This is a genomic window from Aquimarina rubra (assembly GCF_042684305.1).
GTDB classification, from domain to species: domain Bacteria; phylum Bacteroidota; class Bacteroidia; order Flavobacteriales; family Flavobacteriaceae; genus Aquimarina; species Aquimarina rubra.
Window position 1 is genome coordinate 1,138,935 of sequence record NZ_JBHULE010000019.1, and the last position, 11,435, is coordinate 1,150,369.

The 11,435-nt window shown below is 33.9% G+C and carries 11 protein-coding genes; 5 read left to right on the forward strand and 6 right to left on the reverse strand.

The genetic code is table 11. The annotated features are described in order from the left end of the window. Positions 1–124: 124 nt before the first annotated feature. The gene (locus tag ACFSR1_RS13635) at positions 125–907 is read right to left on the reverse strand and encodes a hypothetical protein (RefSeq protein WP_378293385.1); all 783 of its coding nucleotides are present in this window, start codon (positions 905–907) and stop codon (positions 125–127) included. A 425-nt stretch (positions 908–1,332) separates the two neighbouring features. On the opposite strand from ACFSR1_RS13635, the gene ACFSR1_RS13640 reads away from it, so the two are divergent. Continuing rightward, the gene (locus tag ACFSR1_RS13640) at positions 1,333–2,028 is read left to right on the forward strand and encodes a hypothetical protein (protein WP_378293386.1); all 696 of its coding nucleotides are present in this window, start codon (positions 1,333–1,335) and stop codon (positions 2,026–2,028) included. A 113-nt stretch (positions 2,029–2,141) separates the two neighbouring features. On the opposite strand, the gene trpS is transcribed toward ACFSR1_RS13640, so the two are convergent. Beyond that, positions 2,142–3,110, reverse strand: coding sequence for a tryptophan--tRNA ligase (trpS, locus tag ACFSR1_RS13645; RefSeq protein ID WP_378293388.1), 969 nt, complete (start codon positions 3,108–3,110; stop codon positions 2,142–2,144). Positions 3,111–3,184: 74 nt separating this feature from the next. Here trpS and ACFSR1_RS13650 point away from each other — a divergent pair, with 74 nt between their 5' ends. Then, a complete protein-coding gene (locus tag ACFSR1_RS13650; RefSeq protein ID WP_378293390.1) occupies positions 3,185–3,925 on the forward strand; it encodes a lysophospholipid acyltransferase family protein in 741 nt (246 codons plus the stop codon). A gap of 140 nt (positions 3,926–4,065) precedes the next feature. Here the strand turns inward: ACFSR1_RS13650 and ACFSR1_RS13655 are convergent, their stop codons facing one another. The 4 genes from ACFSR1_RS13655 to recA all read right to left on the reverse strand — a co-directional run bounded on the left by ACFSR1_RS13655 (position 4,066) and on the right by recA (position 7,991). Continuing rightward, positions 4,066–5,763, reverse strand: coding sequence for a hypothetical protein (locus ACFSR1_RS13655; RefSeq protein WP_378293392.1), 1,698 nt, complete (start codon positions 5,761–5,763; stop codon positions 4,066–4,068). A 2-nt stretch (positions 5,764–5,765) separates the two neighbouring features. Continuing rightward, complete coding sequence (locus ACFSR1_RS13660; RefSeq protein ID WP_378293394.1) at positions 5,766–6,311, reverse strand: RNA polymerase sigma factor; 546 nt, start codon at positions 6,309–6,311, stop codon at positions 5,766–5,768. A gap of 40 nt (positions 6,312–6,351) precedes the next feature. Further along, positions 6,352–6,774 (reverse strand): hypothetical protein, encoded by a 423-nt coding sequence (locus tag ACFSR1_RS13665; protein ID WP_378293396.1) that lies wholly within the window; start codon positions 6,772–6,774, stop codon positions 6,352–6,354. A 203-nt stretch (positions 6,775–6,977) separates the two neighbouring features. Further along, positions 6,978–7,991, reverse strand: a complete 1,014-nt coding sequence (gene recA / locus ACFSR1_RS13670; RefSeq protein ID WP_378293398.1) for a recombinase RecA — start codon at positions 7,989–7,991, stop codon at positions 6,978–6,980. A 500-nt stretch (positions 7,992–8,491) separates the two neighbouring features. Here recA and trhO point away from each other — a divergent pair, with 500 nt between their 5' ends. From trhO to ACFSR1_RS13685, 3 genes are all read left to right on the forward strand, one after another. Next, entirely contained in the window at positions 8,492–9,523 is a 1,032-nt protein-coding gene (trhO, locus tag ACFSR1_RS13675; protein ID WP_378293400.1) for an oxygen-dependent tRNA uridine(34) hydroxylase TrhO, read from the forward strand. A 146-nt stretch (positions 9,524–9,669) separates the two neighbouring features. After that, positions 9,670–10,953 (forward strand): PSP1 domain-containing protein, encoded by a 1,284-nt coding sequence (locus ACFSR1_RS13680; protein ID WP_378293402.1) that lies wholly within the window; start codon positions 9,670–9,672, stop codon positions 10,951–10,953. Then, positions 10,940–11,431, forward strand: a complete 492-nt coding sequence (locus ACFSR1_RS13685) for a gliding motility lipoprotein GldH (RefSeq protein ID WP_378293404.1) — start codon at positions 10,940–10,942, stop codon at positions 11,429–11,431. The genes ACFSR1_RS13680 and ACFSR1_RS13685 overlap by 14 nt, the downstream gene beginning before the upstream one ends. Positions 11,432–11,435: the final 4 nt, after the last annotated feature.

Below are 11,435 nucleotides of genomic sequence, written 5' to 3' on the forward strand. Positions count from 1 at the left end.
TTGGGCATAAAACAAGGAGTAAAAAGGTCTGCAGAAGGGGATAAATAAAAGAAGCCGCATTTTATGTGCGGCTTCATACTTATTTATAAAATATGGGTGTTTTTTATTATGTTAAATGAAAAAATTATGAGGCATATTTAATTTTTCTGGTAAGAATTTGATGTTTATTGCGCTTTCCATTCTCAACTTTATATATAGTTTTCTCTACCCAATTCTTTTGTTCGTCATATGTATATTCGTACTCATACAAATGAGGTTCTATTAGATCTATGTTTTGACTATATGAGTTTTCTTTTTTAATAGAAGAACCATCTATAATTAGCTTGGCTTGGGTAAGCACGTTTCCTAAGGGATCTAATAGTTTGGTGATAACAGTATTATTTGAATAATCATATTCTGCAGTTTCCAAAATCCCAATTGGTTTAGATTCAGGTGTTCTTAATTCTATAGATATAGGATGTCCTTTTTCATTATTTTTAATATAGACTTCCCTCATAATAATGTCATAATTATTACTTTCTATTACCTTTATCAAATGACCATTTTCATCATATTGGTATTTTGAAGTTTCTGAACTATAACCTAAGAGCTTATTCCAAGTTTCTCTTTTAGCAGCTGTACTTTTGGTACCGCTTTTATCAAAACTTCTGATAAGTTTGCTCTCCAAAGAATCTTTATCATTATAACGTAGCTTAGACGCAATTTTATGGTGTTCATTTAGTTCCGTAACATCTTTTTTAGTTTCGACACCATATTCTGTAAAAGACGTTATTGTAGTTGTTATCTGCGTCACTTTTGTATTGGCTAAGATATCCGCGCCTTTATCATGTAGTAAAGTAGAATAGATGTTTTGAGAAAATCCTTGAAAACAAAGGAGAGTGAATAAAAGAGTTATCTTAATTTTCATAACAGGTAATTTGATTGATATTTGGACTTAACAATGTATTAAAAAAGGCTTAGATGAACAAATACATTCCCACTCTTGAACTACTATCATAGTTTTATTAGTGAAACTCTGTTTTGAAAAGTTGCATAGCAATGCATTCAAAATAGATAGTTGAACTAATCCCGCTTTTTCAGCGGGATCTCAGGTCTAGTACCTCGAAGCCTGTCTAACGGATGCCAGGTAGACTTGCTTCGGAACTTTAAAAACTATTTTCCATTGAATACCTCGTATACTTGCATCGAGGTAGTTTATTTTAGAAAAAATGTTTACCTCTTTATATAGGTTGACACTAATGATCAAAAGAACTTCACTTGACCACAACTGTCTACAGTTGAAAATGGTCCGGTAGTTCTTTTTTGTTTTTTTTAACTTAAAACTATGTAATCATGAAAAAACAATCATTAGTAATTATTGGGGCGATGCTGATTTCATTAGTAGCTTGCCAAAAAGAAGCTATTACAGAAGAAGTTGTAACTCCCGAAGCTATTTTAGAAGAGGATACTATCACAGCACAAGGAAAAGTATCTGGTGAGTTCTGTAAATTTACACTTCAGGTTAATTTTAAGAACGATATTGATTCTATTACAGGGCGAGAAACTTGTGAGTTTTCTCCTGGCGATATTTGTGTCATGGTAGACTGTGTACCGAATCCTTTTATGGAAATCAACCTTCCTCCTGTACTATGGGATCCTTGTCAGCTTGTTCCCTGCGGATTAGAATTTACAAACCCCTGGGTAATTTATGAAAGAATCGACCCGCGAGAATTCAAATCTATCAAGGACACTTATGAACTGCGATTGGATGAAAAAGTAGAGGGTGTACCATTTGCCTTGAATGAAAACATACTAGGAGTGCAGTTTTATGCACAACCGCAACCACAACCGAGTTATGAAGTAACTCATGGAGATCCTAGTCCACAGCCCAGCGTGTTTTATCTAAAAAATAAGATTGTTCTGGATCGAGATGTAGCTAAAAAATTGGGATTGAAAGGAAATGTTATTGGACCAGGAAAGTACCCTGTTATTTTTAATAAAGAAAACAAAACGCATAATGTATTGTTGCTAATAGAAACCGGATTCTAGAAATTAGATAAATAAAACATTTTTTAAAAAAAGTACAGACTTTTTAACGAGAGCCTGTACTTTTCTTTATAAAATTTCATTGAAAAATGGTAACTAGCAGATTTCGTATTAGGCTAGTACCCAATTTTTTCACGTACTCTTGAAAGGACTTTAGACGCAACCTCAGATGCTTTCTTAGCACCTATGGCTAGTGCTTTATCTACTTCGTCCAGATTCTCCATATAGTAATTGTAGCGTTTGCGTTCTTCAGAGAATTTATTTATTAAGAGCTCATATAGAGCTTGTTTTGCGTGACCATAACCGTAGTTTCCTCCTTGATAATTTGCTCGCATCTCAGATATTTCATTTTCGGTTGCGACCAACTGATACAAGGCAAATACATTACAAGTATCTGGATTTTTAGGCTCTTCTAACGGAGTACTATCTGTCTGGATACCCATAATCGTTTTGCGTAACTTTTTATCCGGTAAAAATAAATTAATAGTATTCCCTTTAGATTTACTCATTTTAGAACCATCAGTTCCCGGTACGTGCATAGTTTCTGAACGAAATTGCGCTTTTGGCAACACAAATACTTCTCCCACTTTATTGTGTATTCTTTCTGCGACATCTCTGGTAAATTCTAAATGTTGTTCCTGGTCTTTTCCTACAGGAACAATTTCTGCATCATACAGCAAGATATCTGCAGCCATTAACATAGGATAGGTAAATAATCCAGCATTGACATCTTCTAACCGATCTGCTTTGTCCTTAAATGAATGTGCCAGTGTTAGTCTCTTATAAGGGAAAAAACAATTAAGATACCAAGCCAATTCTGTTACTTGCGGTACATCGCTCTGTCTGTAAAAAACCGTTTTTTCTATGTCTAAACCAAAAGCAAGCCAAGTGGCGGCAGTAGAGTAGGTGTTCTCTCTTAATGTTTTAGCATCTTTAATTTGTGTTAAAGAATGCATATCTGCAATAAATAAAAAAGAATCGTTCTCTGGTTCATTAGCCATATGAATCGCAGGGATGATTGCTCCTAATAAGTTTCCCAAATGAGGTGTTCCTGTACTTTGAACCCCTGTTAGAATTCTTGCCATAGTAATTTTGTAGTTTGTCGCAAAGGTAATTTTTTTGTTCACATAGCTCAAAGCAATTGTGTATTTTTGCGCCTATGTTTATCCTTAAATACATATTGGTTCTTGTTTGGAGAATTTGGTTTTATATAATGATGGGAATCCCTATTATAATTATGTTTCCTATTTTATTAATTCTTACTTCTAGAGAGCAATGGTATTCACAGTTTTTTAAGGTAGCAAGATTTTGGGCCAAAATTGTTTTGTATGGTACTGGTTTTATCCCAAGAGTAAAAAAAGAGGCTCAAGTAGATACGCATAAGAGCTATATGTTTGTAGCCAATCATACTTCTATGGCAGATATTATGCTGATGCTTTATTGTGTCAAAAACCCTTTTGTTTTTGTCGGTAAAAAAGAGTTGTCAAAGATTCCGATATTTGGTTTTTTCTATAAACGAACTTGTATTCTTGTGGATAGAAATAACCAAAAAAGCAGGAAAGAAGTTTTTGACAGAGCACAAGCAAGGTTGCACGACGGAACAAGTATCTGTATTTTTCCTGAAGGTGGTGTGCCAGAAGATGAATCTATCATATTAGATGAGTTTAAGGATGGAGCTTTTAGATTGGCAATCGATCATCAAATTCCGATACTTCCATTAACGTTTCTTGATAATAAGAAACGATTTTCATACACATTTTTTAGCGGTAGCCCTGGAAAGATGAGGGCTTTTATTCATAAAGAAATTCCAACTAAAGGGTTTACTCAGGAAAATAAAAAAGAACTAAAAGCATCTACTCATAAAGTTATATTGGATAAGCTTCAATCGGGTAAATTTTAATTTGAAAGTGGTTTAAGAAAAAACAAAAGCTGTTCCTCCCCAGAAACAGCTTTGTCATCATTGCTTCCCTAGAGCAATAATTCAACCTAACCAACTAAAATAACCTAAAACACATATAGTTACTTTTCTTTTTCGTTGTATTAAAACTTAAAACTTATCCCGGTATATACTCCGAAGTAATAAGGTCTAAAATCTTGTGCACTTTCTTTAAATCCATTGAATTGATATTTAAAGATAGGCTCCATATTGATCTGAAATTGATCTGAAAGCTTATAATCAAAACCTATACCAATATTTCCACTAAAACTTACATCGTTAACGGTTTCTTCTCTCGCCACATTTTGGTTTTTAAAACTACCGGCGATGATGGACACTTCTTCATCTTCAAGAAATAACGTACTGACTCCACCAATCATATGAATTCCTATTTTAGAATCCGTTAGTGAGTATTTAAGTTCTAGTGGGACTTCTATATATCCGATGCTATGATTAAGCAATCCTGGATTTTGAGATTTTACTAAAATCTCATCATTAATATCTACAGGTGCCGGAGTAAAGTTTGTTGATGCGCCTTGGTAATCTGATACGATAATACTTTGAACGTTTGTAAAACTATTATCTCCTCTGGTTACAGACGAAATTCCAAATGCCACATCTTCAGTGTTATATCCCACATCTACCTTGTTAACTCCCGATCTCACAATTAATCGTTTATTAATCGCATACGCAACTTGAATACCATAACTAAGATTGACTTCGCCTTGCTTGTTATTGTCAGAGAATTGTGGGTCTATAGAAGATCCTCCAAATGAATCATAGTATACGGGTGCAACGTTTGGAGATATGTTCCACCTTTTTCCTTTATTTGTTTCTGCGACAAGGGTTTCTTTTTCCTCTTTTTCCTTTATCGCATCAAAAATTGACTTTTTCCCATCATCCTGACTTTGATCCGTAGTTTGGTTAGAAACCTCTTCTTCACTTACATTGCCGGTATCTTTTGCATTCTCTGCTATAGCCTCTTTAGTATCGTTTTGTTTTTTACCTGGATCTTGTTGATATGGGCTTGTTTCTTCTATGATATCTTCTGATTCTTTGTTAGTAGAAGTATTGTTTTCTGTTATTCTAGTGGTAGTGTGCACACCAGAAATAATATTATCTGTAGTTTCTTGCTTATCTATTATAGCAGTATCTGGATTTTTTGAATCAGTTATGCCAGTACTTGTCACATTTGTCAGTTGGTCAAAGAGTATTTTGTCTTTTTTCTTATTATTGGAAATAACAACATCCGTGTTTTCTTCTGCTATAGAAGCTTCTTGAATTTCTTTTTTACCAATTGTGTTTTGAGTGAGTAAAGTATTATTATTTACATTTTTATTTGAAACTGAATTTCTATCGGTAGATATATCGAAAGAGTTATCTTCCTTGTCATTAGTTTGTAGCGAATTATTCGTGATAGCTTCATTGCTAGTATTTGAACTTTTGGAAGCCCCATCACTATGGTCGGATTCTTGATTTCTTGGCGTGTCAACGAGTTGATCTTTTAGAATTTTGTCCTTCTGGTTGTCTTTAGGTACAACATCTGTCTTTTCTTGATCTTCGGTAACTACGATAGCATCCGTTTTAGTAGTATCTGTTAATAGAACTGATCCTACCGATAGAATTACTGCAATTAATGCAGCAACCCCTGCAATGCGATACCAAAAAGGCAAAAGGATTACACGTTTGCGATCTTTATTTTTTTGCGCTTGGATTTTTTTCCAGACAGCATCGTCGGGAGTGACTTCAAAATTTTTGAATTTCTCCTGAAACAATCTATCTATATTTTTTTTATCACTCATATTCATCCTTCAATTGACTGAACGTGGAGTTCTTGATTGGTTTCTATTTTTTCTTTTAAAATTTTCCGGGCTCTTGCCAAATTCGATTTAGAAGTACCTGTAGAAATATCTAACATTCCAGCGATTTCTTTATGAGAATAACCATCTAATACATAAAGATTAAAAACCAATCGATATCGATCCGGTAACTGCTGAATAATTTCCAAAAGATAATCAAGAGAGACGTTATCCTCATCTACTTCTACTTCTACCTCTTCAATTTGTTCTTCGCCAATAATTTCAAAAACTTTTTGTTTGCGATACTTTTGTAGAGCTGTATTGATAGTGATTCGTTTAATCCATCCTTCAAAAGAACCTTTGCTTTTGTACTGTTCTATTTTATCAAAAATGGTAATAAAGGCATCTTGCAAGGTGTCTTCAGCACTTGCATAATTGTTAGAATACTTTAGACAGATAGAAAATAACTTACTACCATATAGTTTATACAGTTGTTCCTGTGCCTTAGCATCTTGTTTTTTACAATTTTTTATGAGTTGGTCTAAACTCACGAACAGTTTTTGTTTTGGTTAATACAATAAAACTGAAGTATTAATCTACAACAGGAACTTCTCTGATCAAAAATTGATTTTCACCCTGATCATTTCTTCCTTGCCAAAACCTGAAGACATACGATTCTTCTGATCCAACTAAAAAGTTGAACGAAGCATCGATTAAATCAGTTTGTGCAAGATCTTCGCATTCACGATCATTGACTACTACGTTGACTACAGAAACTGTACGTTCGTTAGAGAGTCTGTCGTAATCAAATCCGCTAAAAGAGTGGCAATCAGAAGGTCTAAAATAGAAGACAGTGATTTCATAAGTTTCTCCTCTTGTAAATTGATCCGGAATATCTACTTCTTCAATAGGCACTAATTCATAAGAAAAATTAATACCAATATCATCATCATTTAAACAACTTGTTAAACAACTTGTCAAAATAATCAGTGCAATTATTTTTATCCTTTTCATATTAATAACTTTGGGGTTCTACATACCAAATTGTATACTATAGATGCGACTATGATCAGTTGGTTGCGTTCATATCAAATAATTTTTAAGATTCTCAGAGTGGTCTAAAGATTTTCAATATAAATTCATACTAAATATTAGAATATAAGATATAAAAAAATCCCGAAGAGTCGGGATTTTAGTATTTGTATTAGAAGAATATGTTATTCGTTAACGATCTTTATCGCTTCTTTTATTTTCTCTTCTAGCTCTTCCATAAGTTCAGGGTTGTCATTAAGTAGTGCTTTTACGGCATCTCGTCCCTGACCTAATTTTGTGTCCTGATAACTAAACCAAGAACCGCTCTTTTTAATGATTTCATAATCCACGCCAATGTCTATAATCTCACCGGTTTTGGATATACCCATTCCGTACATAATGTCAAACTCTGCTGTTCTAAATGGAGGTGCCACTTTATTTTTAACAACTTTTACACGTGTTTTATTTCCTTGTACTTCGCTATTACTATCTTTAATCTGGGTAGATCTTCTGATATCTAAACGAACAGAAGCGTAAAACTTAAGTGCATTACCACCAGTGGTAGTTTCCGGATTACCAAACATAACTCCTATTTTTTCACGAAGCTGGTTGATAAAGATTACAGTACAATTTGTTTTACTAATAGAACTGGTTAATTTTCTCAATGCCTGAGACATCAATCGGGCGTGTAGTCCCATTTTAGAATCTCCCATTTCTCCTTCAATCTCACTTTTTGGAGTTAAGGCAGCTACAGAGTCAATAACAATAATATCAATTGCTCCTGATCGGATTAAGTTATCTGCAATTTCTAATGCTTGTTCCCCGTTATCAGGTTGAGAAATAATAAGATTATCTATATCCACACCTAATTTTTCTGCATAAAAACGATCAAAGGCGTGCTCTGCATCTATAAAAGCAGCAATTCCACCAGCTTTTTGTGCTTGAGCAATCGCGTGAATTGTAAGTGTTGTTTTACCCGAAGATTCCGGACCAAAAATCTCGATTACTCTACCTCTTGGATACCCTCCTACACCAAGCGCCAAATCTAATCCAAGCGATCCGGTAGAAATTACTTCTACTTCCTGAACTGCAGAATCACCCATCCTCATCACGGTTCCTTTTCCGTAGGATTTATCCAGCTTGTCTAAAGTTAGTTTTAACGCTTTTAATTTTGCATCTTTTTCTTTTTCAGTACTCATGCGCTCACTTTCTTTTGTAATTGATTTTCGCTAAAATACTACAAGTTTTTTGCATACCCGTTTCAAAAATTATACTTATCCAACTAATTTATTAACAATGACTAGTGACTGTCGAAAACGGTAATATATATATTTTTTAAAATTATAACGCAACCTTTTTTATGGTCTTGCATCTACAATAAAAGCAAAAACTTGAACAAACTGTGAGGAAGGAGGATGTAGATGAAGTTTCTTAAAAGAGTCGTAAGACACAACCTTGATGGATATACAATTACTGCAATTAGTAATTGTATAGTTGATGGTGGCTAGCTTCGTTATTTAAATATTAGTCGTTTAGATTAAGTAAATTAATTAAATAACGAATTAGCCCAAAAAATGCCTTGAAGTGGTTTTCAAGGCATTTTTTTTATTCAAAAAACCACTGCGTTTGGATATTACACTATGATTTGTACTTTTGCATCAATTAAATTATTTCTTTTAACTTAAAACATTAGTATAGCATGCAACTGTACAATAAATTAAGTGCTAAAGAAAGAGCAGCTCTTATTGATGAAGCAGGTACAGACCGCCTTACGCTCTCTTTCTACAAATATGCACATATCGGTAATACCGAAATTTTCAGAAATCATCTTTTTATACATTGGGACGAACTAGACGTTCTAGGAAGAATTTATGTCGCTAATGAAGGCATTAATGGTCAATTATCTGTTCCGGCACCAAACTTTGAAGCGTTCAAAAAACATTTAGATAGTATTTCTTTTCTGGAGAATGTGCGCTTGAATATTGCAAGAGAGCAAGACATTAAATCATTTCTGAAACTGAAAGTTAAAATCAGGAAAAAAATTGTAGCTGATGGTTTAAATGATGAAACTTTTGATGTAACCAATAAAGGAGTTCACGTTGATGCAGAGAAGTTTAATCAATTGATTGAAGATCCTGATACAGTATTAGTAGATATGCGTAATCACTATGAGAGTGAGATTGGTCATTTTAAAGGGGCGGTAACACCGGATGTGGATACGTTTAGAGATTCTTTGGATATTATTGAAGAGGATTTAAAAGATCATAAAGAAGATAAAAAACTGGTGATGTATTGTACTGGTGGTATTCGCTGCGAAAAAGCAAGCGCTTACTATAAACACAAAGGTTTTAAAAATGTATTTCAATTGGAAGGCGGTATCATAGAATATGCCAGACAAGTTGAAGAAAAGGGATTAGAGAATAAGTATTTAGGAAAAAACTTTGTCTTTGATCATCGAAGATCAGAAAGAATCTCTGATGACGTTATTTCTAATTGCCACCAGTGTGGAAACCCCTGTGATACACATGTAAATTGCGAAAATGAAGCGTGTCATTTATTGTTTATTCAATGTGAAGCTTGTGCCACTGCTATGGATAATTGTTGCTCTACAGAATGTAAAGAAATTAATAGTCTCCCTTATGAAGAACAGAAAGCATTAAGAAAAGGTAAAGGAAATAGTAATAAAATTTTTAAGAAAGGTCGTTCTGAGGTGCTAAAATATAAGCAGTAATGCTAAAATGATTTAGATACTATGGTTTTAAAAGAAATCATAGTATCTTTATCGATTAAGATATCGAATGCGAAAGCATTTGATCCAAGTAAGAATCATATTTGCTGTGTTTTTATCGCAGACAAATTTCAATATAGCAAGAGAATATGGGGTGTAGTAGTTGTTCCTCCGGGAAAGACGGACAACCAAAAGGATGTAAGAATAATGGTACGTGCGGTACAGATGGTTGCAATAAATTAACTGTTTTTGATTGGTTATCAAATATGTCACTTCCTAGTGGTGTAGCACCTTTTCATTGTGTAGAAGTTCGTTTTAAAAACGGACGTAAAAGTTTTTTCAAGAATACAGAAAATCTATCTTTAAGTATTGGAGATATAGTAGCTACAGAAGCTTCTCCGGGACACGATGTAGGTATTGTAACGCTTACAGGAGAATTGGTGCGTATTCAAATGAAAAAGAAAAAGGTAGATGTAGACAGCGAAGATGTTAAAAAAATATACCGAAAAGCATCACAAAAAGATATCGATATTTGGCAAAAAGCCAGAGATCGCGAGCAAGCAATACAAGTTCGATCAAGAGAAATTGCGATTCGATTAAAGCTACAAATGAAAATCTCTGATATTGAGTTTCAGGGAGACGGTTCTAAATGTACGTTCTATTATACAGCAGAAGAGCGTGTAGATTTTAGGCAATTGATTAAAGAATTTGCTCAAGAATTTAGCACAAGAATAGAAATGCGTCAAATCGGTTTTCGTCAGGAAGCTGCTCGTTTAGGCGGTATAGGTTCTTGTGGACGTGAATTGTGTTGTTCTACCTGGCTTACTGATTTTAGATCAGTAAATACAAGTGCTGCGAGGTATCAACAATTGTCATTAAACCCTCAGAAATTGGCTGGTCAATGCGGAAAACTTAAATGTTGTCTGAATTATGAGTTAGATGCTTATATCGACGCTTTAAAAGAGTTTCCGAAAACTGAAATTAAACTTGAAACCGAAAAAGGGACAGCAGTATGCCAGAAAATTGATATTTTCAAGGGATATTTATGGTATGCATATGAAGGAGAGTGGATGAATTGGCATAAGATTTCTGCCGATCATGCAAATGAGATCATTGAAGCAAATAAAAAGAAAGAAAAGGTGCCAAGTCTTGAAGAATTTGCTTCAGAGCTTATCGAGGATACTAAAGTAGATTTTGAAAACGTTGTAGGACAGGATAGCTTAACTCGATTTGATCAACCTAAAAGAAGTAAAAGGAGAAGGAACAAAAATCGAAATAGAAATAAGAAGAAAGTAGCAGTAGAGAAGCAGAATCCTACTGCACAAAAATCAAAAGAAGGTAATCAAGAGAGCAAAAACGCTAATAGAAAACAAAACCAACGTAATAGAAAGCGTAAACCGCAGCAGCGCAAGAATAATAATGATAAGTCTTAGGTTTTTTACATTACTTTTTCTGATAATTGGTGTTGCTTCTTGTGATGATGCCAGAGTTTTTGATGAATATAAAACAGTATCAGATTCCTGGGAAAAAGATGAAAAAATTAGTTTCGTCTTACCAGAACTAGATTCTTTACAACGATACAATCTCTTTATCAACGTAAGAAATACAAACGACTATAAGTTTAGTAATTTGTTTTTGATAAGCAAGATGGAATTCCCAAATGGTAAGACAATTACAGATACCTTAGAATATGAAATGGCAAAACCAAACGGAGAATGGTTAGGTATCGGTTTTACCGATCTAAAGGAAAGTAAACTTTGGTATAAAGAGAATGTAGTTTTTTCTGAAAAAGGAATGTATAAAGTAATACTTCAGCATGCGATGAGAAAGAACGGCGAGACATTCGGAATCAACTCTTTAGAAGGAATTACCGATATAGGTTTTAGAATAGAATTTGCAGAAAACCCTTAATGAT

Excerpts from the sequence above, each read along its gene's own strand:
- ACFSR1_RS13650 (WP_378293390.1), top strand. The coding sequence starts at position 3,185 with ATGTTTATCCTTAAATACATATTGGTTCTTGTTTGGAGAATTTGGTTT.
- ACFSR1_RS13640 (WP_378293386.1), top strand. The coding sequence starts at position 1,333 with ATGAAAAAACAATCATTAGTAATTATTGGGGCGATGCTGATTTCATTA.
- ACFSR1_RS13680 (WP_378293402.1), top strand. The coding sequence starts at position 9,670 with ATGGGGTGTAGTAGTTGTTCCTCCGGGAAAGACGGACAACCAAAAGGA.
- recA (WP_378293398.1), bottom strand. The coding sequence starts at position 7,991 with ATGAGTACTGAAAAAGAAAAAGATGCAAAATTAAAAGCGTTAAAACTA.
- ACFSR1_RS13655 (WP_378293392.1), bottom strand. The coding sequence starts at position 5,763 with ATGAGTGATAAAAAAAATATAGATAGATTGTTTCAGGAGAAATTCAAA.
- ACFSR1_RS13685 (WP_378293404.1), top strand. The coding sequence starts at position 10,940 with ATGATAAGTCTTAGGTTTTTTACATTACTTTTTCTGATAATTGGTGTT.
- trhO (WP_378293400.1), top strand. The coding sequence starts at position 8,492 with ATGCAACTGTACAATAAATTAAGTGCTAAAGAAAGAGCAGCTCTTATT.
- ACFSR1_RS13635 (WP_378293385.1), bottom strand. The coding sequence starts at position 907 with ATGAAAATTAAGATAACTCTTTTATTCACTCTCCTTTGTTTTCAAGGA.
- ACFSR1_RS13665 (WP_378293396.1), bottom strand. The coding sequence starts at position 6,774 with ATGAAAAGGATAAAAATAATTGCACTGATTATTTTGACAAGTTGTTTA.
- trpS (WP_378293388.1), bottom strand. The coding sequence starts at position 3,110 with ATGGCAAGAATTCTAACAGGGGTTCAAAGTACAGGAACACCTCATTTG.